The following is a 23,709-nucleotide window of genomic DNA, read 5'->3' as shown; positions in this document are numbered from 1 at the left end:
AACACACCATTGAAAAGAAACCCGCCTTTCGGCGGGTTTCTTTTTTATGACCATCACACCGTCTGCGGATTCGGCTTGTCCGGATCGAGCTTGTACTCGCGAATGGCGCGCGCCACGTCCTTGGCATTGACCTTGCCGTCCTTCGCCAACGCGGCGAGCGCGGCGTGCGCGATCCAGTAGCGATCCACTTCGAAGAAGCTGCGCAGGTGCTCGCGCGTGTCGGAACGACCGAAGCCATCGGTGCCCAGCACGGTGTAGCGCGTGCCGTCGGGCATGAAGGCGCGGATCTGGTCGGCGAATTCGCGCACATAGTCGGTGGCGGCAATCGCAGGACCCTGACGACCCTGCAACAGACCGGTGACGAACGGCACGCGCTGTTCGGCTTCCGGATGCAGGCGATTCCAGCGCTCCGCGTCGAAACCGTCGCGGCGCAGTTCGCTGAAGCTGGGCACGGACCAGATGTCGGCCGTGACACCGAAATCCTTCTCCAGCAATTCCGCCGCGGCAATCACTTCGCGCAGGATGGTGCCCGAACCGAGCAGCTGCACGCGCGTCTCGCCCTTCTTCGGCTTGCCGCCATCCTTGAACAGGTACATGCCCTTGACGATGCCTTCCTCGACGCCTTGCGGCAGATCGGGATGGCTGTAGTTCTCGTTCATGACCGTGAGGTAGTAGTACACATCCTCCTGGTCTTCCAGCATGCGGCGCGTGCCGTCCTGCAGGATGACGGCCACTTCGTACGAGAAGGTCGGATCGTACGCGCGCACGTTCGGGATGGCACCGGCGAGCAGATGCGAATGACCGTCTTCGTGCTGCAGGCCTTCACCGTTGAGCGTGGTGCGGCCCGCGGTACCGCCGATCAGGAAGCCGCGCGAACGCATGTCGCCCGCAGCCCAGGCCAGATCGCCGATGCGCTGGAAGCCGAACATCGAGTAGTAGATGAAGAACGGCAGCATCGGCTGGTTGCTGATGCTGTAGCTCGTCGCGGCCGCCATCCAGGCGGCCATGCCGCCGGCTTCGGAAATGCCTTCCTGCAGCACCTGACCCTTCTGGTCTTCGCGGTAGTACAGCAGTTGATCGGCGTCCTGCGGACGGTACTTCTGACCGAACGGCGCATAGATGCCGATCTGGCGGAACATGCCTTCCATGCCGAAGGTGCGCGCTTCGTCGGCGACGATGGGCACCACGCGCGGCCCGATGGCCTTGTCGCGCAGCAGCAGGTTCATGCCGCGCACCAGCGCCATGGTGGTGGAGATTTCGCGATCGCCCGTGCCCTTGGTGATCTGCTCGAACGCAGGCAGTTCCGGTGCCTTGAGCTTCACGTCGGTGTGGCGGCGACGCTGCGGCAGGAAGCCGCCCAGCTCTTTGCGGCGCTCCAGCATGTACTGCACTTCCGGCGAATCCTTGCCGGGGTGGTAGTACGGCACGTCCTTGAGCTTGTCGTCCGAAACCGGGATGTTGAAGCGGTCGCGGAAGTGACGCACGGCTTCGTCGTCCAGCTTCTTCTGCTGGTGCGTCGGGTTCTGCGATTCGCCAGCGGCGCCCATGCCGTAACCCTTCACCGTCTTGGCGAGGATCACGGTGGGCATGCCCTTGGTGTTCACCGCAGCGTTGTAAGCCGCATACACCTTGTGCGGATCGTGACCGCCACGGTTCAAGCGCCAGATGTCGTCGTCGCTCAGATTGGCGACCATCTCGCGCGTCTCCGGATACTTGCCGAAGAAATGTTCGCGCGTGTACGCGCCGCCGAAAGCCTTGCAGGCCTGGTATTCGCCGTCGATGGTTTCCATCATCAGCTTGCGCAGCACGCCATTCTGGTCGCGCGCAAGAAGCGGATCCCAGTAGCTGCCCCAGACCACCTTCAGCGCATTCCAGCCGGCGCCGCGGAAGACACCTTCCAGTTCCTGGATGATCTTGCCGTTGCCGCGCACCGGACCATCGAGGCGCTGCAGGTTGCAGTTGATGACGAAGATGAGGTTGTCCAGACCTTCGCGGCCGGCCAGCGCGATCGCGCCCAGCGATTCGGGCTCGTCCGTTTCACCGTCGCCCATGAAGCACCAGATCTTGCGATCGGACTTCGGAATCAGGCCGCGGTGCTCGAGATACTTCCAGAACTGCGCCTGGTAGATCGCCTGGATCGGACCCAGACCCATCGACACCGTCGGCACCTGCCAGTAGTCGGGCATCAGCCAGGGGTGCGGATACGAGGACAGGCCACGGCCGTGGCCGGCGACTTCCATGCGGAAAAGGTCGAGCTGGTCTTCGCCGATGCGGCCTTCGAGGAACGAACGTGCGTAGATGCCCGGGCTGGAGTGGCCCTGATGGAACACCAGGTCGCCGGGATGATCGGCGCTCGGCGCGCGCCAGAAATGATTGAAGCCGACGTCGTAGAGCGTCGCCGACGATGCGAAACTGGCGATATGGCCGCCAAGCTCGCCTGGCTTGCGGTTGGCGCGGACCACCATCGCCATCGCGTTCCAGCGGATCAGCGTGCGGATGCGCCACTCCATCGCGCCATCGCCCGGCATCTTGGCTTCCAGGTGCGGCGGAATGGTATTGACGTACTCGGTGGTCGGATCGAACGGCAGATAGCCACCCGAACGACGCGTGGAATCGACCAGCTTTTCCAGCAGGAAGTGCGCTCGCTCGGTGCCTTCGCGATTGATGACGGCACTGAGCGATTCAACCCATTCCTGGGTTTCGGTGGGGTCGAGGTCCTGGTGGAGGATGTCGTCGATCTGATCCATGGAACGTCTCCGCGGCACGGGGCGCCGCCTTGCGGTGGATGCGCGTCGCTGGGGAGGCGACGAAACCATTGCATCGCTTGGGCGGCTGAGGCCGGCACGGAACGGAACCGCGAGGCGTATTCGCCGCAGAACGAGCTAAGCCTTCCGATTCTAGCCGCCTGCGACGATCACGCCAAATGAATTGAAATACATACGTATGCGCACGGGCGAAGCCCATTCGGACGCGGCAGGTTGATGTGGAGATCAACCTGCCGCAGCGCACCACAGATCAGCTGGCCCGCTCGCCCTGCGCCGCGCGAATCTGCGCATCCACCGCCGCAATCGCGGTCATGTTGATCGTGCGACGCACGGTGGACGAAGGGGTAAGGATGTGCGCCGGCTTGTCCACGCCCATCAGGATCGGTCCGATGGCCACGCCATCGGTCATCACGCGCACCATGTTGTAGGTGATGTTGGCCGCATCGAGATTGGGCATCACGAACAGGTTGGCGCGACCGCTCAGCGTGGTGTTGGGGAAGATGCGCTCGCGCAGTGATTCGTCCCACGCGGTGTCGGCCTGCATTTCGCCGTCCACTTCAAGCTTCGGAGCGCGGGCTTTGAGAATCTTGAACACCTCGCGCATCTTGGCTGCGCTGGCGTTCTCGTGGCTGCCGTAGTTGGAATGGGAAAGTAGCGCGACCTTCGGTTCGACGCCGAACAACTTGAGGCGATAAGTGGCCTGCAGCGTCGCGTCGGCGATCTGCTCCGCGGTGGGGTCGCACTGCACGTGGGTGTCGAGGAAGAACCAGGTGCCTTTCTCGTTGATCACCCCGCTCATGGCCGATGTGCACTGCACACCGGGATCCAGGCCGAACACGCTGCGGATGTAACCGAGCTTCTTGTGATAGCGACCGACCAGGCCGCAGATCATCGCATCCGCCTCACCGCGCTCGACCATGATCGCGGCGATGAGCGTGGGCCGCGAACGCAGCAGGTTCTTCGCCGCCGCGGGCGATACGCCACGGCGCTGGGTCAGCGCATGGTAGTGCTGCCAATATTCGTTGAAGCGCGGGTCTTCATTGATGTTGGTGAGTTCGAAATCCACGCCCGCGCGCATGCGCAAACCAAGGCGCTGGATGCGCGTCTCGATCACGTCGGGGCGTCCGATCAGAATCGGATAGGCCAGCTTCTCGTCGATGACCGTTTGCACCGCACGAAGTACGGTTTCCTCTTCGCCTTCGGCGTAAACGACACGCTTGCGATCGGCGCGTGCGCGCTCGTACACCGGCTTCATGATCAGGCCGGTGCGGTAGATGAACTGCGCGAGCTTTTCGATGTACGCGTCCATGTCGGTGATCGGGCGCGTCGCAACACCCGATTCCATCGCCGCCTTGGCCACCGCGGGCGCCAGCATCACCAGCAGACGCACATCGAACGGACGCGGAATCAAATAATCCGCACCAAAAGTCGGCGATTCACCGCCATAGGCACCGGCAAGGTCGCCCGCTTCCATCTGCGCCAGCTCGGCGATCGCGTGCACGCAGGCGAGCTTCATCGCTTCGTTGATGACCGTGGCGCCCACGTCCAGCGCGCCGCGGAAGATGTACGGGAAGCACAGCGCGTTGTTGACCTGGTTCGGATAGTCGGAACGGCCGGTGGCGATGATGCAATCCGGGCGCACCTTCTTGGCGTCTTCCGGCAGGATTTCCGGCGAGGGGTTGGCCAGCGCGAGGATGATGGGCTTGTCCGCCATCGTCGCGACCATCTCCGGCTTCAGGATACCGCCGGCGGAAAGCCCCAGGAAAATGTCCGCACCGTCGACGATCTCCGCCAGCGTGCGCGCCTTGGTATCGCGCGCGTAGCGCAGCTTGTCCGGGTCCATGTGGCCGCGACCGGCATAGAGCACACCCTCGCGGTCGAAGGCGAGAATGTTCTCCGGCTTCACGCCCAGCGCCACCAGCATGTCCAGGCAGGCAATGCCCGCGGCACCCGCGCCGGTGGTGGCCACTTTCACGTTTTCGATCTTCTTGCCGACCACTTCGAGCGCATTGATCACTGCGGCGCCGACGATGATCGCGGTGCCGTGCTGATCGTCGTGGAACACCGGAATCTTCATCCGCTCGCGCAGCTTGCGCTCGACGATGAAGCACTCCGGCGCCTTGATGTCTTCCAGGTTGATGCCGCCGAAGGTGGGCTCCATCGAGGCGATGATGTCCACCAGTTTGTCGGGGTCGCGCTCGGCCAGTTCGATATCGAACACGTCGATGCCAGCGAACTTCTGGAACAACACGCCCTTGCCTTCCATCACCGGCTTGCCGGCCAGCGGACCGATGTCGCCCAGGCCCAGCACGGCGGTGCCGTTGGTGATGACAGCCACCAGGTTCGCACGCGCGGTCATCTCGCTGGCGGCCTGGGGATCTTCGACGATCGCCTCGCAGGCGTAGGCCACGCCCGGCGAGTACGCCAGCGACAGGTCGCGCTGGGTAATCAGCGGGGTGGTTGGCGAAACCTTGATTTTGCCGGGGCGCGGTTTGCGGTGGTACTCGAGTGCGGCTTTGCGGAAGTCGTCGGAATGAGCCATCGGATATGCCGAAACAGAAGGGAAGTGAGGATGCTTTGGCCGCCCTGGCGGCATCGGCGCATGGTAGCACTCGTCACTTTGCCCCATATGCCCCGGCACCGCCGTGACGGAGTCACCGTAAAGCTCGCAGTTACACCCCGGCCGAGAGCGATTCCGCCTCCACCTTGGACATGCGGATGCGGTTGATAAACAAAGAGAACGCCAGCTTGCCGGCCAGTCCGTGCACATGCTGCATCCAGGGCGGCAACCAGCGCGGGGGCGCGATGGCGCCGGTCGTGAAATACGGTTCCATGCTCATCACGTCATGCAGGGTCATCTTGCCGGCGAACAGGTAGCGCAACAGATCCATGCGCCGTTCCTTCAAGGCCCAGCGAAAGAAGGTGTGCACGTCGAGCAGGCCGGACAGATAGACGTTGTCCTTCGCGAACGCCGCGCCGCCGGTGAGCGGAACGCCGCGGAACACGCGCTGTGCGGAGTGGAAGCTGTCCGCGACGCTTTGCCCGCAGCGATTGAAGAAGCGGTACACCTCGATGAAATCAGCGCCATTGAGCGCCATGTCGATCGCCAGAATGCGCAGGCTGATGCGTTTGAGCCGCGAAATATCGATCGCGCCGGACATCAGCTCCGCAAACACGGCCAAACCTTCCTGCGTGGCGGTCACGCGCGGCGAGGTACGCGCCAGCGAGGCCAGCACCGGTTGCGCGCGACCATTGAGCGCGGTCAGCGAATGCACGTAAGCCTCGTGATTGAGCAGCTGGTGGCGGTCGTACTGGCTGAAGCGCGTGCCGCCGCGCAGGCGAATGCGCGTAGCGCCGGCGGCGGCCTTGGCGGTGAGATCGTTGTCCACCTCCACGGTGATCATGCCGGCGCCGAAAAAACCGTCCAGCACCTTGGCCAGGTCCGCGCGCAGGGTTTCGGCCGGAATGTTGGCGGTGATGTCGTCATCGTGCATATCCGCGCCCAGTTCGTCGGACAGCTCGACGAAATAACGCGCGGCATCGAGGTTGCTGCGATCACTGCCCGGAATGGCATCGCCCGGACGACCGTAAAGCTGGATGGACGGCGCCGTGACGCCTTCGGTACCTACCGATTCGAGCATCTCCGCCGCGATACGCCAGGATTCGGCCGTACGCCGCAGATAGTCGCCGAGCGGATCACTGACACCGGCCTCGGTTTCAATGGCTTCCAGTTCCTTGCGCGCCTCGGAAAGGTCCGGGCGTTTGTACGTGACCTCCGGCAGTGCGTACTGGCCCCGGCCGTACTCCTCGATCATGCGATCTTCCAGCGAGGCCGGCCAGCTGACCGTGGCAAGGATGTTGATGCCGCGCACCGCGGCAAGCAGGCGCTTGTCGAGAGCCGCGTAGGGCTCCAGACCGGCAGGAATGGTTTCGGCAGGCGTACTCATCGCGTTGACATCCGCAAGGCATCGACGCGCTCAATGAGCTCGGTCGCAATCGGATCGGGTTTGAAACTGCTCACGAAGCTGGCGGATTGAATCGCCGGCATGAAGTTGATGTGTTGGCCGAATCGCGTGTCGTTGCGCAACATCAGCGTGATCCGTCGTGGATTCATCATGGTGACGGCATTGACGTTCATCACGTCACGCAAGCCGACGCTGATCTCATCGCCGCGGTTTTTCACCAGCAACACATCACCCGCCAACCAGACCTCGTCGACCAGATCGGCAATCAGCTTGCGATACAGCACGAAACCCAACGCCGCCATGAAGATAGGCATGATCAGGAAAGGTAGCACCGATTGCCGGCTGGCTAGCAACGACAACCCCACCCCCAGTGCCACCACGGTAAGGATGCCAAACCACAGCAACGGAAAAACCCGTTTGTAGAAATACGTATAGCGGGAAGAGAGACGGCGCATGTCTATGTCGTGGATGCCTCGCGACGAAGTGTCGCGTCAAGATTCCCGTTCGCGCGAACCGCGTGGGCCATGCATTTTCGTGGCGGGTCGCCCACCGCGCTGGCGTCGCAGGCGCGACTCCAGCATGGCAGCCTGTTCTTCGCGCTCGTCACGCAGCTTCAGGTAGTTGCGCCAGCGTTCGGGCGACAGCTCGCCATCGTCCAGCGCGGCTTGCACCGCGCAGCCAGGTTCGCTGCCGTGACCGCAATCGGCGAAACGGCACGCTTCGGCCAGCGCTTCGATATCGGCAAAGAGGTCCAGATGTTCCTCGCCGGTGAGTTTGAGTTCGCGCATGCCCGGGGTATCGATCAGGCAGCCGCCGCTCGGCAACGGAAGCAGGGCGCGATAGGTGGTGGTATGGCGGCCGCGGCTGTCATGGCCGCGCACCGCGCTGGTCGCCATGTGCTGACTGCCCAGCAAGGTATTGGTGAGCGTGGATTTGCCCGCACCTGACGAGCCCACCAGCACAGCGCTGTCACCAGACCTGAGGTAACCAGCCAGCTGCGTAACGCTGGCCGGGTCCTTGCTGTTGATGGCGTGAATGGGTGTGCCTGCCGGCAGCCGTCCACGCAGATCTTCGATGCGGGCGGTACCGTCATCGTGCAGATCCAGCTTGCTCAGGATCACCACCGGCTGCGCACCAGAGCCCTCGGTGAGCGAGAGATAACGCTCGATGCGCGCCGGGTTGAAGTCGCCGTCCAGACCGGTGAGCACCAGCACGAAGTCGATATTGGTGGCGATCACCTGGCGCTCATAGCGCTCTCCCGCCGCCGCACGCGAGAGCACGGTACGGCGAGGCTGCACGCTCAGGATATGCGGCGGCTTGCCCGGCTCGACTTCCACGAAATCGCCGACGGCGGGGCGCTCGGCGGGGTCCAGGCCACGCTTGAGGAAGTGACCTGCCGGCTGCGCACCGAAGATCTGGCTGCCGTCATGAAGTTCGTAACCGGCGCGGTGCTGGGCGACTACCCGCGCGACGCGCCGTCCGTCGGCCGGTAGTGCCTGGCCGCGCCAACCGATGTGGCGCAGCTGTTCGATGGTCTGTACATCGCTCATGGGTCGGATTATGCCTGCCCGCGCCCTGCCCGTCGTCTGCCTCGATTCTCGCCCGTCGCTGCCTCCCACGAGACGTCCATACGCTGTTAGCATCAGGTCGAACCGGCGGTATGCCGGGTTTTGCCAGAGAAAATAAGGATTCCACCGTTGGCCCCGATCAAACCCAGCGCGCATCTGGCCGAGGTGCGCTACGAAATCCGCGGCGCGCTGACGCGTCGCGCGCGCGAACTCGAAGCGGCCGGACAGCCGATCATCAAGCTCAACATCGGCAACCCGGCGCGTTATGGCTTTTCCGTGCCCAATCACCTGCGCGAGGCCATCGCCGCGCACCTGCACGAGAGCGAAGCCTACGGGCACGAACAGGGCCTGGAAGAAGCACGTGAAGCCATCGCGGCACAGCAGCGCGCACGCGGTGCGCGGCACGTGGAAGTCGAGCGCATTTTCATCGGCAACGGCGTCAGCGAGCTGATCGATCTGAGTCTGCGCGCGCTATTGCAGCCAGGCGACGAAGTACTGCTACCGAGTCCCGACTATCCGCTGTGGAGCGCCGCGACCATCCTCAACGGTGGCGTACCGCGTTACTACCGTTGCCTGGCCGAGCATCGGCACATGCCCGATCCGGAAGAGATCGAAGCGCTGATCACGCCGCGTACCCGCGCGTTGGTGCTGATCAATCCGAACAATCCCACCGGTGCGGTGTATCCGCGTGCCCTGCTCGAGCAGATCGTCGACATAGCGGCGCGCCATCGTCTGCTGCTGTTGTGCGATGAGATCTACGACGAAATTCTCTATGACGGCACCACCTTCCAGCCGTTGGCCGAAATCGCCGGCAATACGCCATGCATCAGTTTCGGCGGATTGAGCAAAGTGCATCGCGCGTGCGGTTACCGCGTCGGCTGGCTGAGTCTTTCCGGCGATCCGGCACGCACGCACGAATACCGCGATGCATTGCAGCTGCTGGCTGCGCTACGACTGTGCGCCAATGTCACGGCGCAGTGGGCAGTGATCCCAGCCCTGCATGACACACCTACGATTGGCGCGCTGACCGCACCGGGCGGTCGCCTGCACGAAGCACGCAAGGCGGTGCTCGATGGTGTAGCCGCCAGCCAGTATCTGGACCTGGTGACGCCGGGCGGTGCGCTGTATGCGTTCCCGCGCGTTCGCAGCGATCGCATCGCCGACTTCAGCGACGATGCTTTCGCGCTGCGTTTGCTGGAAGAAGAATCCGTGCTCGTGGTGCCCGGCTCCAGCTTCAATGTGCCGACCAGTCGCCATGTGCGTCTGACGCTGTTGCCGCAACCATCGCAATTGCGCGAAGTGTTCGTGCGCATGGAGCGTGTGCTGTCTCGGATGGCTGCCGAGCAGTCGCCGCGCGCAGCCGTCGCGATCGCCTGATCCATGCCGCTGCACTACCTCGCCCTCGGCGATTCCTACACCATCGGCGAGGATGTGCCGGTCCATGCGCGATGGCCGCTGCAGCTGGTCGAGAAACTGCGCAAGCACGGCGTGGCGATCGACGATCCGCGCATCGTGGCCGTTACCGGCTGGACCACGGACGAATTGTCCGCCGGCATGGACCAGGCCGATCTTGCGTCTGAATACGACCTGGTCACCCTGCTGATCGGCGTGAACAACCAGTATCGCGGTCGCGCGGCAGGTGAATACCGCACCCAATTTCACACACTGCTGTTGCGTGCCATCGCCTTGGCGGGGCACCGCCCCGAACGGGTCGTGGTGGTCTCCATCCCCGACTGGGGCGTCACCGCATTCGGCCATGCCAGCGGCCGCAATCTCGCGCAAATCGCGCATGAGCTGGATGTCTTCAATGCCATTGCCCGCGACGAAGCCATCCGGGCGGGCGCCCGATTTGTGAATATCACCGGCATTTCCCGCACGCATCCGTGGTTTGTCGCGCCGGACGGCCTGCATCCTTCCTCGGCCCAATACACTCTGTGGACGGATGCGATCGAACCGGTGGTACGGGCCACGCTTCGCTAAAAATCGAAAAAAAGCGGCCACGGCAACCTTCCTGCAACCATTTCGCCATCGCCCGGTGACGTTCGGGTATGACACTGTGATCCCGGCAACCAACCGGGGACCGATGCCATGGCCATCCTTCGCTGCCGAAGCGTTTTCATTTCCGACGTCCACTTGGGCACACCGGACTGCAAAGCAGCCTACTTGCTGGATTTCCTGCGAAATCTGCAGTGCCAGAAGCTGTATCTCGTGGGCGACATCATCGACCTTGAATCCCTGAACCGCCGCCGCTGGTGGCATCCGGACCACGGCACCGTGATCGCCGAAGTGCTGGACATGGCACGTCGCGGCGTGGAAGTGACCTACATCCCCGGCAACCATGACGCGGCGTTTCGCGGCATGGTCGGGCAATCCATCTGCGGCGTACGCATCGAGCTGGATGCGATCCACGTGGGCGCGGATGGACGCCGCTACCGCGTCAGTCACGGCGACGAATACGATCCGGAGCAGATCGGGCGCAGCTGGATGCTGAATATCGGGGAGGCCATGCACCGCTTCATCTGCTGGAGCAACCGCCGCGTCAATGCCTGGCGCCGCCGCATGGCGCTGCCGTATCTGCCGCTGTCCATCATCGTGAAATCGCACATCGGCAAGGCGCTGGCGTATATCCGCGCCTACGAGGAGCGCGTGGCCGCCGATGCGCGCGAGCGCGGCTTGGATGGCCACATCTGCGGCCACATCCACTACGGCCAGGTGCGCACCATCGACGGCGTGGTCTACCTCAACGATGGCGACTGGGTGGAACATTGCACCGCGCTGGTCGAGGACGAGGTCGGCTCCATGGAGCTGATCCATTGGAGCGAGCAGCCCACGGCCCTGGGACGCGCCAGCCGCGAGCTGGTTCTGCCCTCGCCTACGGCGGCACTCGCGCTCGCCCCACTGGCGCATCGCAAGCGTGACCTGGAAGACCTGCGTCCGGCAGCCTGAAGCCTTTTGCCCCCTCCCCTGCGTGCGGGGGAGGGCTGGGGAGGTGTCATCCAACCTCCCAGAACCTTGAACCCGCCTCGGCCGCCTGCATATGTACGGGATACAATGCCCCTCTTTGCCGGAGCCCTTGCATGTCCCTCGACACCACCACCCGCGAACGAATCGAACACCTGCTCAAAGACCACCGCGTGGTGTTGTTCATGAAGGGCACCCGCCAACAGCCGATGTGCGGCTTCTCCGCGGCGGCCACCAACACGCTCAACGAGCTGCTGCCGGAGTACCACACGGTCAACGTGCTGGAAGATCCCGAGATCCGCGAGGGCATCAAAGCCTTCGGCAACTGGCCGACCATTCCGCAGCTTTATGTCGATGGCGAACTGGTCGGCGGCGCCGACATCATTCGCCAGATGTACGGCAGCGGCGAACTGCATCAATTGTTCGGCGCCACGCCGCCGGATCGTACGCCGCCGGAAATCACCATCACCGACAAGGCCGCCGAGGCGATCCGCCAAGGCACGGCCAATGCGCAAGGCATGGCGCTGCACCTGGAAATCGGCCCGGATCACAGCGCAGGCTTTCAGCTGGCTCCGGGCAGTGAGCACGACATCGTCGTGGTCGCCAACGGCATCGAAGTGCATTTCGATCCTGCCAGCGCCCAACGCGCCAAAGGCATCGTGATCGACTGGGTCTCCACCATGCAGGGCGAGGGCCTTAGCCTGAAATTTCCCGGCTCGGTCGAGCTGAAATCGATGAGCGTGCACGAACTGAAGCAGCGCCTGGCCAAGGGCGACGTCACCTTGATCGACGTGCGCCCCGCGCAAGGCCGCATGATGGCCCCGCCGCTGCGCCAGGCCCGTGTGCTGGAAGAGGAAGGCTATGCCGCCCTGGCTGCCTTGCCCAAGGACACGGCCCTGGCCTTTATCTGCCACCACGGCATTTCCAGCCGCACTGCCGCCGAGCGCTTCATGGCGCATGGCTTTAGCGACGTCTACAGCGTCGATGGCGGCATGGATGCATGGGCCGCGGAGATTGACTCTAGCGTGCCGCGTTATTGATAGGGCGCGTACTGATACGGCGCGCGCCGATGCGGTGTGCGCGTATCACAGATCAGCGCTGATCGAACTTGTTTGATACGGTGATTGCATGGCTCGATGCCATGCAATGGGTTGGCGTCAGGTTACCGCCCACATGCGGACCAGATTCGCGCGCGACTTGCTGATCAAGTCGAATGCCGGGCTCTTTCCTTCGCGAGTAAAGATCGAGTGCTTGGCATTTTCCATATCCCACAATATTTCTCGTTGCGCGGGATCGCGTACCTGACTTTGCACCCAGATGATTGCCGCATCGCGGACACCGCGGGTAACCGGCGTTACGTGATGCAACGTGTTGGCGGGATAGGCGATCGCGGAACCCGCTTCTAGCTTGAACTGGCTGTTGGCGCCATTCATCAGCACCGACAACTCCCCGCCATCGTAACTGCGGGGGTCGGAGAGAAAAATGGTGATGGCAATGTCGCTACGCACCGCATTGCTCATGCTGCCCATGATCGGCGAATCGACATGCGGGCCGTATTCCATGCCTTGTCCGTAGCGGTTGAACAATACCGCCGTCGCCGCTGCCGGCAGCAATGCCGTCTGCAATTCGCCGCTGCGCATGAACGCTTCGCGCACGATACGCGCCATCTGCTCGTATTCGGGCATACCCGCCGTAATCTGCAAATTCCGCTTTACTTCTCGCGCAGACCAGCCGGCGCTGGCCGCCCCGTCGACGAACGAAGCGACCTGAAGCTTGGGCTGAATGGCCGCGAGCTCATTGGGGTGTAGGATGGCGGGAAAGCAGTGGATCAAAGGAATGGCCCTTCAACGGTTGTATGGCGCCACCCCATGGTAATCGCACGTCCCAGCAAGTGGAACTTCCATGACTCGCGGGCGGCGCTTTAACATTCGGAGAACGTGCCAGACTGGGCATCCGCTCCAATATTTTTTCGGATCAGGTTGCTCATGCCGCCGCCCCCCACCCTCTCTCCTGCAGCACAAACCTGGTTGGGCGAAGCCGCTAAAGCTTTGTCGCAAGGGCAACCTGATCTAGCCAAACAACCTCTGAAACGCGTACTGACCGAAGCACCTGGCTTGGCCAACGCGCAATTTCTCTATGGCATCGCGTGCCAGATGCTGGGGGACAGCAACACCGCAGCCGAGTACATGCGCAAAGCGGCGAAACAACGACCCGATGACCCGAATATTCTCACCAATCTCGGAGGCGCCCTTTACGATTCGGGGGCAACGGAAGAAGCGTTTGTTCACTTGCGCCGCGCCACCAAACTCGCACCCGCACAACCCTCCATCTGGTTCAATCTAGGCAAGGCGCTGAAGCTGGAGTGGCAGCTGGACGAAGCGACAGACGCTTTAAAGCGCGCACTCACGCTGGACGAACGGCACATCACGGCACGCATCACGTTGGCCGACATTTTCACGATACGAGGCAACATCCGCGATGCGGTGACCGAATACCGCAAAGTGCTTGCGTTGCAACCCAATGAAGCACTGGCATGGCACGGTTTGGCGAACCTGAAAACCGAACCACTCTCGATGGCCGATGCGCAGCAAATCAGACAGGTCTTGGAGAACCGGCAGCTTTCGCCCGATTCGCGCGCGCTGCTGGGCTTTAGCCTATATAAGGCACTCGAGGACCAACGCGACTATGCCGGTGCGTTTGAGGCATTGCGGAACGCCAATGCCGTCAAACGACAGATCGACCCATGGAATGCCGCCGCCGCGCGCGAGCATGCCAACGCTATCGCCGCTGCTTTCGATATGCCATTACCTGCACCGGTCGATCCGGCGCTCGGTCATGAGGTGATTTTCATCGCCAGTCTTCCGCGTTCCGGCTCGACGCTGGTTGAACACATCCTTGCATCGCACCCGCTCGTGGAAGGTGCAAACGAGATCAATGACCTCTCAAACGTTCTCGACGAAGAATCGAGTCGGCGCGGCAAAAACTTCCCGCATTGGGTGAGCGACGCCACCGTGGAGGATTGGGCGCGACTTGGCAAAAGCTATCTTGATCGCACCGCTCGCTGGCGCGCCAAACGAACTTATTCCACCGACAAAGGATTGCAGAACTGGCAATGGGTGGGTGCGATTCGCGCCATGTTGCCGGGTGCCAAAATCATCGATTGTCATCGCGACCCGGTCGAAACCTGTTTTGCCTGTTACCGCCAGTTATTCAGCGAAGGCACTCTCTTCAGCTATGACTTGCAGGATCTGGCCGGCTATTACAACGACTACCGGCGTCTCAGTGACTTTTGGCAGGCAAAGCATCCGGGCAAGGTGTTCGATCTTGCCTACGAGAAACTGGTGCAAGAGCCTGAAACGCAGATTCGGCAACTGCTTGCGTTCTGCCAGCTTCCCTTTGACGCAGCGTGCCTCTCGCCGCATCAGACGCAACGCGATGTGCATAGCACAGCCAGCGCGGCACAAGTGCGCCAGCCAATACGCGGCGATACCGCGCGCAGTACACACTATCGGGATTTTCTGGCGCCGTTGATTCAGTATCTCGATCATTGAAACGAAGAAGGCCGCCGGTTGCCCGGCGGCCTTCTTCTTTGCTCCGATGACCAGCACCTTCCCTGGCACCGGTGCATCGTCTATCGCTATTACCAGTCGAACTTCACGTTGAAATCCATGTAACGCGGCGTTTCCGTCGACTGCGCGGTGTGGTAGACCGGGCTCAAATAACCCGTACCCTGGTTGTTGCCATTCGGGCCTGGGCCAATGCCGATGGCGTATTCGGTGTAATAAAGGGTTGCGGCCTGCTCGTTGAACACGTTGTGGATTTCCCACTGCAACGTCAGGTGCTTGTTCGCCCACAGCGGGGTATAGGTCAACGCCAGGTTCAGCTGATGCGTCCATGGCGTATGGCCGCTGTCGCCCGGAGGAGACGGTTGGCCGCCAGAACCCACCAAGACGTACTGACCAGTGGCCGCATTGAACTGAACGTTGGTGCCATTGTTGGCCGGCGTGCCACCGCAGAAGTGCTGATACGGGCCGCTGTACAAGTCCGGAAGAATCTCGCTGCCGTAACCGCTCAAGCAGACGTTCGGCGCACCCGACTGGATGATGTACGTGCCGCTGACCATCCATTCCGGCGTAATGGCATAGGAGCCAAACGCCTTCAGGGTGTGGCGATGGCTATTGGCCTGCTCACCGTTGGCGTATTCCATCAGGTCCGGGAAGTCCCACTGTGCCGTGGTCGAACCGGAGGCAGCGTTGATGCGCTGATTCGTGATCTGGCCAATCGGGGTGTCGGTCGGACCTTCGGTGCTGCCGTAGGACTTGGAGAACACGTAGTCGACCTTGGCGTACCACTTGCCGTCCCAGCTGTGTTCCAGATAGTTCTCCAGCGCGTAGTACTTACGCGACGGTACCGGCATTGAGCAGTTACCCGGTGCTGTACCGAAGGCGCCATTGCAGACAAGACCTGCGCCCGTGTTCGGGTTCCAGATGGCGTAACCGCCGGCTTGCGGGATGTAGTTGGTTTTGCCCGGATTGACCAGACCCGGAATGACGCCGCCTTGGTACAGGACGTCGGTATCATCGACGAGATTGCCCGCCTTCTCCCAGGTCGCCTGCGCGCCCCACACCAGACCGGTGTCACCGAGCTGCTTCTGCATGCCCAGCACGTATTCGTCCTGATACTGCGGCTTGAGGTTGGTCGAGGCGTAGTTCTTGATGTTGCCGTGAGCGCCGCCATTCTCGCCGTCCGACGAGAAGAAGCCTGGCACCGGACCACCCGTGTTGGCGACGGGAACCACAGTCAGCCCGGTCGGCTGACCATTCGACGAGATCCCCGTGTAGGTATAGACGACGGAGCCGTTGATGGAACCGAATTGCGGGTTACGTCCGGCCAGACCCGCCGGCAACGCGAGATAGTAGCGCCCTGCGTTACCGAAGACCTTGAACGTGCTGTCGCCAAACACGTCCCAGCTGGCGCCAAGGCGCGGCGCCCACTGCGGGCTGTTTTCCTTCACGTAGGCTTCGCCACCGGGGCCGGTGTTTACGAACTGATCGTTGCGCAAACCGAGGTCGAGCAACAGGTTAGGCATGACCTGCCAGCGGTCTTCGACGTACTGCGCCTTCTCGCGCGAAGCAATCGAGACGTCCGTCTGCACGATGGATTGCTGAACGTAGTTGCCCGTAACGTTGCCCGCACCATTGAGGAACGGCGCAGCAGAGATACTCGACGGCGTACCGGTGAAGTAGTTCCAGGTGCCGCCACCAATGGTCGTGGCGCCGTCGTTATCGTCACGGTACTGGACGTTGTCGATACCGAACTTCAGATCGTGATTTTCGGTGACCTTCCAATCCAAGTCGATGCGCAGATTCTCGGTCTTGGTGGTATGGCTCGGATTGGGAAGGGATGTATCAACCAGCTGCGGAGCGACAACACCCGGCGGCACAACAAACCCGGTGCCGAACGTGACGGGAGAAACCTGACCGCCCGCGAAGCTGCTGTAGTAATCGGCGCCCATCACACCGTACATCAGTTCAAGCGTGAGGTCGTCGGTGATGTAGGAGGTGTACTTCAGGATACCGATGTTGTAGGTGTTCTTGAACAGCACACCCGGAGAGTAGTAGTTGGCGACCGACTGGTTCGAGTAGTTGTACTGATAGAAGTTGTCGCTGGTTTCATTTTGCTGGCTTCTGACGCCCGTCAATTCCAGCACGTTGCTGTCGTTGATGTTCCAGTCCAACTTGCCGTACAGCTTGGGGCTGTTCGTGGCGCTCGATTCGTAGTAGCCCGAAGGCGACACCATGCCGTAGTTCGCCGTGCCATGATCGTTGCTGTCGTGCTGCCATTCGGCAGTGATGAAGAAGAACAGCTTGTCCTTGATCAGCGGGCCGCTGAGGTAGGCGTCATACACATTTTCCCAGTCGCTATCCTGCTTGCGGCCCCTCTGGATCTGGCCGTAGCCGGGCAGATAGTTCGTGACGCCCTGGTTCTGCGCCATGTAAGGACCAGAAGTAAGAGCACCGGTGGCCGGGTTGACGTTATAACCAAGCGTGCCCACCGGCGTCAGCGGGTTGCTGTATTTGATGTTGTCGTAGTCGCTTTCGGCCCAGCCCGGACGGGTGGACACGTACACACCGGCGTGCCACTGGTTACTACCGCGCTGGCCGATCTGGCTGATCACGCCACCGGTCGAACGACCGTATTCCGGGCCGTAACCGCTGGTGATCGTCTGCTGTTCGGAAATGGCGAAGTAAGGCAGCGAAATGCCGCCCGCGCCACCGATCGGATCGGTGGTGTTGAAACCGTTGAGGTAATAAGCGTTTTCCACCACGCTGTTGCCGCCCATCGAAACCAGCGGCGCACCGGTCGGACCCGTGCCGAGGCTGGAGCCACCCCCGCTCACGCCGGGGGCCAGCAGCGCAATGGCTTCAGCGCTGTGAGCGATCGGCAGCGTCTTCAACTGCTGCGCGGTGATCACCTGGGTCTGACGGGTGGAAGACACGTCGATCGCAGGCACCGCGTTGGCGGAAACCGTGATGGTGGAGAGGTTCTGCGCGTTCTTGGCCGACGCAGGAGCGGCAAACGGCACGTTCGTACCACCCTGCACGGTTACCTGCACATGGTCCTGCGTAGACACCACGTTGCCACCCTGCATCAGCGACACGGTGTAGTCGCCCGTCGGCAGCTGATTGGCGCTGTAGCGGCCAGCGCTGTCGACCGCTACGACGCGGGTCAGGCCAGTCTGATTGTTGACGACGCGAACCGTCTCACCAGCGGACACCGGCGCGGTACCAAACACGGAACCCGTGGTGGCCTGACCATAGGCGTAACCCGTAAAGCCCATGCTCACCGCCAGCGCGGCGGTCAGGGCGTTACGGCGATAATTATTAATTCGCTTCAAACGGTTATTCATTGAAAGTTCCCCAGCGGCAAGAATTACAAAAGAGATAAAAAGCCGTCAGCAATATCCCTGCCTCGGCCCTGAGACACCGCCCGGACCAAGTTACCAACGGATTTATCTTCCCCATCCCCTACCAAATTGCCTAAGCAGCCAAGTAATGCTTAACCGACGTTTAGCAATTTGTTCTGCCGAACATAAAGGCCCAAATAACATAAAGTCAATGGCAAAAACTTACGTTTAATAGTAAGATATTGCGAATTCTGGGATTCCCGTGAATTCCTTGCGACGCCGCGATGACACCTTCGTGAATTTGAAGTCGACCAGTCGCCATTTCACGGCACGAAATAACGGCTTCCTGTCTTAAAACTTACGAGGTGGTACTGATACCTGTCGGCCGAGCCCTCCTCTCTGGGCCAAAGGAGGGCGCCAGCCACAAGCCATTCTTCTCGATATGGCCCCTCACCCGCCGATTACTCGCCGGGCTCGTCCTCGAAGCGCAGGTGCTTGACGCTGCGGCCGTTACGGCGGACCAGCTTCAACGCCTCGATGCCGATGCGGATATGCGCCTCGACATACTGGGTAGTCACGCTGCGGTCGCTGAGCTCGGTCTTCACGCCTTCCGGAATCATGGGCTGATCGGACACCAGCAACAGTGCCCCGCAGGGAATGCCATTGGCGAATCCCGCCGCGAAGATCGTCGCGGTTTCCATATCGACCGCCATGCAACGCGTGCGACGCAGATATTCCTTGAATGTATCGTCGTGCTCCCACACACGACGGTTGGTCGTGTAGACCGTGCCGGTCCAATAGTCGTGACCCAGGTCGCGAATCATGGTGGAAACACCGCGCTGCAATTGGAAGGCCGGCAATGCGGGGACTTCGGGCGGCAGGTAATCGTTGCTGGTGCCTTCTCCGCGGATGGCGGCGATCGGCAAGATCAGATCGCCCAGCTTGTTTTTCTTTTTCACACCGCCGCATTTGCCGAGAAACAATGTTGCGCTCGGCTGGATGGCACCCAATAGGTCCATGACCGTGGCTGCATTCGGACTGCCCATGCCGAAGTTGATCATGGTGATGCCATCGGCGGTCGCATTCGGCATGGGGCGATCGCGCCCCTGCACTTCCACGCCATGCCACTCCGCAAAAAGGTCGACGTAATGGCCGAAATTGGTGAGCAGGATGTGCGGACCGAATTGCTCCAGCGAAAGGCCGGTATAGCGCGGCAGCCAGTTTGTGACGATCTCGTGTTTGGTTTTCATAGCAACTCTGCCTTAGAGCCGGCCGTGCATGACCGGTGACGCCATACCGGCGCGATGCCACGTTCAAGTGCGACTATCTTAGACGCCAAAACGCGTTTCCGTGTTCGCGTTTCCTTGAAGTGGCACACTTCACCATCGTCTAAACGATGAAGGAGAGCAGCATGCTTGCTTGCGGCTGGATCATTGCCTTGATCGTGTTGTTCGGTTTTGCGTATGCCGGTCGCGGATGGCTGGCATGGGCTGGCGCACTCGCTGTGCTGTTCCTTACCTGGTACGTCTGCGGCATCGACACGCCGATGCTGTTCACGCCTTTGCTGCTCGGTTCGATCCTTCTGGCCATCGTCATGGGTTTCGCACCGCTGCGTCGCGTGCTGTTCGCACACTCCTTGTTACCCGCGCTTGGCAAGGTGATGCCGAAGCTCGGCAACACGGAGCGCATTGCATTGGAAGCGGGCACGGTGTGGTGGGACGCGCAGATTTTTTCCGGCATGCCGGACTGGAAATACCTGGCGAACTTTCAATGCAAGCCGCTTAGCGAAAAAGAACAGGCCTTCATGGACGGGCCCGTCAAACGTCTTTGCGCGATGCTCGACGATTGGCAGATTGAACAGGACCGCGACCTGCCGCCCGAAGTGTGGGATTTCCTCAAGCGCGAACGTTTCTTCGGCATGGTGATACCGGAGCAATTCGGCGGGCTGGGTTTCTCAGAGATAGGCCATTCGCGCGTGGTGACGCGCGTTGCCAGTCGATCGATCGCGGCGGCTGTCACGGTGATGGTGCCTAATTCACTTGGTCCCGGCGAACTGCTGGTGCATTACGGCACGGACGAACAGAAGCAACGCTATCTGCCGCGACTCGTGGACGGTCGCGACATTCCCTGCTTCGCGCTGACCGGCCCTGAAGCCGGTTCGGATGCGGCGGCCACGCAATCGACCGGCGTCGTCACGCGCGGCAGATGGAACGGCGAGGAAGTGCTGGGCCTTCGCCTGAACTGGAACAAGCGCTACATCACGCTCGCTCCCGTGGCGACGCTGATCGGTCTCGCGTTCCAGCTCAAGGATCCCGACCATCTGCTCAGCGATATCGTCGATTGCGGCATTACCTGCGCATTGATCCCGCGCGATCTGCCAGGCATCGATATCGGTCGTCACCATGATCCGATGGGCGTGCCGTTCAATAACGGTCCGATTGTCGGCAAGGATGTGTTCGTCCCGCTGGATGCCATCATCGGCGGCACCGAACAGATCGGTCACGGCTGGCGCATGTTGATGGAATCGCTGGCGGCCGGCCGCTCGATCTCGCTGCCGGCGCTGGCTATCGGCGCGGCACAGATGTCCACGCGCCTCTGCGGCGCGTACGCAACGGTGCGCGAGCAATTCGACACACCCATCGGCCGTTTCGAAGGCATCGAGGAACCGCTGGCGCGCATCGCCGGACTCACCTATTTAATGACCGCCACACGCACGCTCACCTGCGGCGCGCTGGATGCCGGCGAGCGGCCTGCCGTACTTGGTTCCGTCGCCAAGGCCTATCTCACCGATGCGATGCGCGAAGTCGTCAGCGACGCGATGGATATTCGCGCAGGCGCCGCCATCCAGCGCGGTCCGCGCAATGCGCTGTCGCGCATGTGGACGGCGGTGCCGATCGGCATCACGGTGGAAGGCGCGAACATCCTTACACGTTCGATGATCATCTACGGTCAGGGCGCCATTCGTTGCCATCCGTGGGTACCGCGACTGATCGATGCGATTGCCGCGAAAGATCTGATCAAGCTCGATGTCGCCGCCTTCGGCTACATCAACTTCGTTTTCACGCGCGGCGTGCGCGCCTTGCTGCTCGGGCTCACCATGGGCCGGCTGGCACGCATTCCCATCGACACGGAGCTGAAGCGCTACTACCAGCAACTCACGCGTTTCGCTTCGGCTTTCGCCTTTGTCTCGGATGTGTGCATGGCGACACTGGGCGGTTCGCTCAAGCGGCGCGAGAAAATCTCCGGCCGCCTGGCCGACGCGCTTGCCTGGCAATACCTCGCCGCCGCCACGCTCAAGCGCTATCACGACGAAACCAAGTTCGCCTCCAACTACGACCTGGCGCGCTGGAGCGCGACCCTTGCGCTCTATCGCACGCAGGAAGCCCTGCGCGGCGTACTGGACAACCTGCCCGGACCGCTGGCGCTCCTTGCACGATGCCTCGTGTTTCCGCTCGGCGCGCACCTGCGGCGTCCGTCGGACCCGCTCGGCCAGCGCGCGGCGCGCGCCATCCTGGAAGACCGCGAGGCGCGCATCAACCTCACCCAGGATATCTACGTGCCCGGCCCGGGCGAGCCCGGGCTGGGCGAACTGGAAGCCGCACTGGACAAAGCCGTCCGCGCCATCCCGGTGGAAACCAAGCTACGCGACGCCATGCGCGAGGGACGCCTGGAACGTGCGCCGAAGGACCAGCTCGACGCACTCGGCCTGGCCGCCGGCATCATCACGCAGGCCGAGTACGATGCCCTGGCTGAAGCACAGGCCGCACGCGACGCCGTCGTACAAGTCGATGACTTTGATCCTGAAGCCTACCGCCAACTGCGTTGAAACTTGGCGCAGTGCGACAATCCCATGACATAGCTGCGTGCTATGTTCAAAGCGCGACCGAAAGTGAGGAATCGGCAACATGCGAATGGGCTTGGCCATCGATGCATCCTGCGATCTGCCCCAGGATTTCCTGCAGCAACACAACATTGCCGTCATGCCCATCGCGGTGCGGGTCGACAACGCCACCTTCAAGGACGACCGCAACCCGGCCGAAATCGAGCGCTTCCTCAATCTGAAGCTGGGCAGCCGCAGCCATTCGGCGGAAACCGAGCCGTGCTCGGTGGAAGACGTGCAGAAGCTGTTCCTGGAAAAACTGGTGCTGGAAAACGACTGCGTGTTCTGCCTGACCATCACGGCAACCCGCAGCCCCATCTACGACCATGTGGTCAAGGCCAGCTTCGCCGTACTCAAGAACTACCGCCAGGTGCGCGAGCCGGCCGGCATCACCGGCCCCTTCCTGATGCGCGTGCTGGATACCCGCAGCCTGTTCGCGGGTTCCGCCCCTTGCGTGGTGGAAGCCGCGCGCCTGATGCAGGCCAACGAGCCGCCCGCGGCGATTCGCGAGAGGCTGGCCTACATCGCCGAAAACTCGTATGGCTACATGCTGCCGCGCGATCTCTACTACCTTCGCGCGCGCGCCAAGAAAAAGGGAGACCGCAGCGTCGGCCTGTTCAGTGCCGTGCTCGGCTCCACGCTCGACATCAAGCCCCTGCTGCGCGGCTACCGTGGCGACACCAGCCCGGTCGGCAAGGTGCGCGGCTGGGAGCATGGTTGCGAGACACTCTTTAACTATGCCGCCGACCGCGTGCGGGCAGGCCTGCTGGTGCCGGTGATGTGCACCGCCTACGGTGGCGACCTCTCCGAACTGCCGAAGCTGCCGGGCTACGACAAATTGGCCCAGGCATGCCAGGAATGCGGCGTCACGCTGATGCAGGCGCCGATGAGCATTACCGGCATGGTCAATGTCGGTGAAGGTGCCCTCACCATCGGATTCGCGGCCGAAGAGCACGACATCGAGTTTTAGGGCCTGTTCGCACTATTTGCGTGGCCCGGCCCGGAGCTGCTGCGAGGGGATTAGAATCGCAGCGTGAAACGTCTCGGCGCCTTGATGTTGCTGGTGTATGTCCTGCTCTTCGCGTGGGCGAACGTGCCTGCGCCCGCCGTGGCGGATACGACCACGGTCTACAAATGCGTCGCGGCCAACGGTTCTGTGATCTATCAGGGCACACCGTGCGCTCACGGCCAGCGGGAGCAGACCATGCAGCTCCAGGACGATGGCCCAGTCTCCTCGCCGTTGCCCACGCCGGTCGACGACACACCGCGCATGGCCACCACGCCGCCGCCAGCGCCGGCCAAACCGCCATCGATGCCACCCGCGCCGATGTATCGCTGCATTCGTGCCACCGACAACAAGCCCTACGTCAGCAGCAACGGCAATCCTCAGCCCTACTACGCGCCGCTGGCAATGACGGGCATCGTGCCCACGCCGATCGGTCAGAACTACGGCGGCCGCGTGTCACCCAATGCCGCGATGATCGCCAGCCACTACACCCTGATGCAGGACACATGTCAGCCCATGACGCCCCAGGACACCTGCACCACCTTGCGCGACGAATACGACGAGAACGAAAAGAAGTTGTCGCGCACCTTCAAGAGCGACCAACCACCACTGCTTCAACGCGAGAGCGAACTGCTAGCGCAACTCCAGCAGTGCTGA

The 23,709-nt window shown here is 62.0% G+C and carries 16 protein-coding genes; 8 read left to right on the top strand and 8 right to left on the bottom strand.

The features are described 5' to 3' along the window. Positions 1 to 53: 53 nt before the first annotated feature. From aceE to rsgA, 5 genes are all read right to left on the bottom strand, one after another. A complete protein-coding gene (aceE, locus tag DWU99_RS12280) occupies positions 54 to 2,747 on the bottom strand; it encodes a pyruvate dehydrogenase (acetyl-transferring), homodimeric type (protein ID WP_115478352.1) in 2,694 nt (897 codons plus the stop codon). 268 nt (positions 2,748 to 3,015) lie between these two features. Further along, positions 3,016 to 5,307 carry an NADP-dependent malic enzyme gene (locus DWU99_RS12275; protein ID WP_115478351.1) on the bottom strand — a complete coding sequence of 764 codons (2,292 nt, stop codon included), beginning with the start codon at positions 5,305 to 5,307 and terminating at the stop codon, positions 3,016 to 3,018. Between the two features lie 130 nt (positions 5,308 to 5,437). Next, positions 5,438 to 6,712 carry a peptidase MATCAP family protein gene (locus tag DWU99_RS12270; RefSeq protein ID WP_115478350.1) on the bottom strand — a complete coding sequence of 425 codons (1,275 nt, stop codon included), beginning with the start codon at positions 6,710 to 6,712 and terminating at the stop codon, positions 5,438 to 5,440. Continuing rightward, positions 6,709 to 7,185 carry a hypothetical protein gene (locus DWU99_RS12265; protein ID WP_115478349.1) on the bottom strand — a complete coding sequence of 159 codons (477 nt, stop codon included), beginning with the start codon at positions 7,183 to 7,185 and terminating at the stop codon, positions 6,709 to 6,711. The genes DWU99_RS12270 and DWU99_RS12265 overlap by 4 nt, the downstream gene beginning before the upstream one ends. 36 nt (positions 7,186 to 7,221) lie before the next feature. Beyond that, entirely contained in the window at positions 7,222 to 8,280 is a 1,059-nt protein-coding gene (gene rsgA, locus DWU99_RS12260) for a ribosome small subunit-dependent GTPase A (protein ID WP_115478348.1), read from the bottom strand. 147 nt (positions 8,281 to 8,427) lie between these two features. On the opposite strand from rsgA, the gene DWU99_RS12255 reads away from it, so the two are divergent. The 4 genes from DWU99_RS12255 (at position 8,428) to grxD (ending at position 12,299) form a co-directional block, all read left to right on the top strand. Beyond that, positions 8,428 to 9,675 (top strand): aminotransferase class I/II-fold pyridoxal phosphate-dependent enzyme, encoded by a 1,248-nt coding sequence (locus DWU99_RS12255; protein ID WP_115478347.1) that lies wholly within the window; start codon positions 8,428 to 8,430, stop codon positions 9,673 to 9,675. 3 nt (positions 9,676 to 9,678) lie between these two features. Next, positions 9,679 to 10,278, top strand: a complete 600-nt coding sequence (locus DWU99_RS12250; protein WP_115478346.1) for an SGNH/GDSL hydrolase family protein — start codon at positions 9,679 to 9,681, stop codon at positions 10,276 to 10,278. 108 nt (positions 10,279 to 10,386) lie between these two features. Next, positions 10,387 to 11,244 (top strand): UDP-2,3-diacylglucosamine diphosphatase, encoded by an 858-nt coding sequence (locus tag DWU99_RS12245; protein ID WP_115478345.1) that lies wholly within the window; start codon positions 10,387 to 10,389, stop codon positions 11,242 to 11,244. A gap of 131 nt (positions 11,245 to 11,375) precedes the next feature. Further along, positions 11,376 to 12,299, top strand: coding sequence for a Grx4 family monothiol glutaredoxin (grxD, locus tag DWU99_RS12240; protein WP_115478344.1), 924 nt, complete (start codon positions 11,376 to 11,378; stop codon positions 12,297 to 12,299). Positions 12,300 to 12,416: 117 nt separating this feature from the next. On the opposite strand, the gene DWU99_RS12235 is transcribed toward grxD, so the two are convergent. Further along, positions 12,417 to 13,091 carry a Fe2+-dependent dioxygenase gene (locus tag DWU99_RS12235; protein WP_115478343.1) on the bottom strand — a complete coding sequence of 225 codons (675 nt, stop codon included), beginning with the start codon at positions 13,089 to 13,091 and terminating at the stop codon, positions 12,417 to 12,419. A 153-nt stretch (positions 13,092 to 13,244) separates the two neighbouring features. Here DWU99_RS12235 and DWU99_RS12230 point away from each other — a divergent pair, with 153 nt between their 5' ends. Then, positions 13,245 to 14,810 carry a tetratricopeptide repeat-containing sulfotransferase family protein gene (locus tag DWU99_RS12230; protein ID WP_115478342.1) on the top strand — a complete coding sequence of 522 codons (1,566 nt, stop codon included), beginning with the start codon at positions 13,245 to 13,247 and terminating at the stop codon, positions 14,808 to 14,810. An 89-nt stretch (positions 14,811 to 14,899) separates the two neighbouring features. On the opposite strand, the gene DWU99_RS12225 is transcribed toward DWU99_RS12230, so the two are convergent. Both DWU99_RS12225 and DWU99_RS12220 read right to left on the bottom strand, forming a co-directional pair. Next, positions 14,900 to 18,169, bottom strand: a complete 3,270-nt coding sequence (locus DWU99_RS12225; protein WP_115478341.1) for a TonB-dependent receptor — start codon at positions 18,167 to 18,169, stop codon at positions 14,900 to 14,902. A 458-nt stretch (positions 18,170 to 18,627) separates the two neighbouring features. Next, positions 18,628 to 19,416, bottom strand: a complete 789-nt coding sequence (locus DWU99_RS12220) for an AMP nucleosidase (RefSeq protein ID WP_115478340.1) — start codon at positions 19,414 to 19,416, stop codon at positions 18,628 to 18,630. A 161-nt stretch (positions 19,417 to 19,577) separates the two neighbouring features. Here DWU99_RS12220 and DWU99_RS12215 point away from each other — a divergent pair, with 161 nt between their 5' ends. The 3 genes from DWU99_RS12215 (at position 19,578) to DWU99_RS12205 (ending at position 23,709) form a co-directional block, all read left to right on the top strand. Next, on the top strand, positions 19,578 to 21,992 hold the full coding sequence (locus DWU99_RS12215) for an acyl-CoA dehydrogenase (protein ID WP_115478339.1): 2,415 nt from the start codon (positions 19,578 to 19,580) through the stop codon (positions 21,990 to 21,992). A 79-nt stretch (positions 21,993 to 22,071) separates the two neighbouring features. After that, positions 22,072 to 23,016, top strand: a complete 945-nt coding sequence (locus DWU99_RS12210; protein WP_199535785.1) for a DegV family protein — start codon at positions 22,072 to 22,074, stop codon at positions 23,014 to 23,016. A gap of 63 nt (positions 23,017 to 23,079) precedes the next feature. Then, on the top strand, positions 23,080 to 23,709 hold the full coding sequence (locus DWU99_RS12205) for a DUF4124 domain-containing protein (RefSeq protein ID WP_147292921.1): 630 nt from the start codon (positions 23,080 to 23,082) through the stop codon (positions 23,707 to 23,709).

The organism is Dyella psychrodurans, from assembly GCF_003363265.1.
Classification (GTDB): Bacteria; Pseudomonadota; Gammaproteobacteria; order Xanthomonadales; family Rhodanobacteraceae; genus Dyella_B; species Dyella_B psychrodurans.
The sequence above is the reverse complement of the archived record's forward strand: the minus strand, read 5'-3'. Positions and strand labels throughout refer to the sequence as shown.

Coding starts and splice junctions, on each gene's coding strand:
- aceE (WP_115478352.1), bottom strand. CDS start 2,747: ATGGATCAGATCGACGACATCCTCCACCAGGACCTCGACCCCACCGAA.
- DWU99_RS12275 (WP_115478351.1), bottom strand. CDS start 5,307: ATGGCTCATTCCGACGACTTCCGCAAAGCCGCACTCGAGTACCACCGC.
- DWU99_RS12270 (WP_115478350.1), bottom strand. CDS start 6,712: ATGAGTACGCCTGCCGAAACCATTCCTGCCGGTCTGGAGCCCTACGCG.
- DWU99_RS12265 (WP_115478349.1), bottom strand. CDS start 7,185: ATGCGCCGTCTCTCTTCCCGCTATACGTATTTCTACAAACGGGTTTTT.
- rsgA (WP_115478348.1), bottom strand. CDS start 8,280: ATGAGCGATGTACAGACCATCGAACAGCTGCGCCACATCGGTTGGCGC.
- DWU99_RS12250 (WP_115478346.1), top strand. CDS start 9,679: ATGCCGCTGCACTACCTCGCCCTCGGCGATTCCTACACCATCGGCGAG.
- DWU99_RS12245 (WP_115478345.1), top strand. CDS start 10,387: ATGGCCATCCTTCGCTGCCGAAGCGTTTTCATTTCCGACGTCCACTTG.
- grxD (WP_115478344.1), top strand. CDS start 11,376: ATGTCCCTCGACACCACCACCCGCGAACGAATCGAACACCTGCTCAAA.
- DWU99_RS12230 (WP_115478342.1), top strand. CDS start 13,245: ATGCCGCCGCCCCCCACCCTCTCTCCTGCAGCACAAACCTGGTTGGGC.
- DWU99_RS12225 (WP_115478341.1), bottom strand. CDS start 18,169: ATGAATAACCGTTTGAAGCGAATTAATAATTATCGCCGTAACGCCCTG.
- DWU99_RS12220 (WP_115478340.1), bottom strand. CDS start 19,416: ATGAAAACCAAACACGAGATCGTCACAAACTGGCTGCCGCGCTATACC.
- DWU99_RS12215 (WP_115478339.1), top strand. CDS start 19,578: ATGCTTGCTTGCGGCTGGATCATTGCCTTGATCGTGTTGTTCGGTTTT.
- DWU99_RS12210 (WP_199535785.1), top strand. CDS start 22,072: ATGCGAATGGGCTTGGCCATCGATGCATCCTGCGATCTGCCCCAGGAT.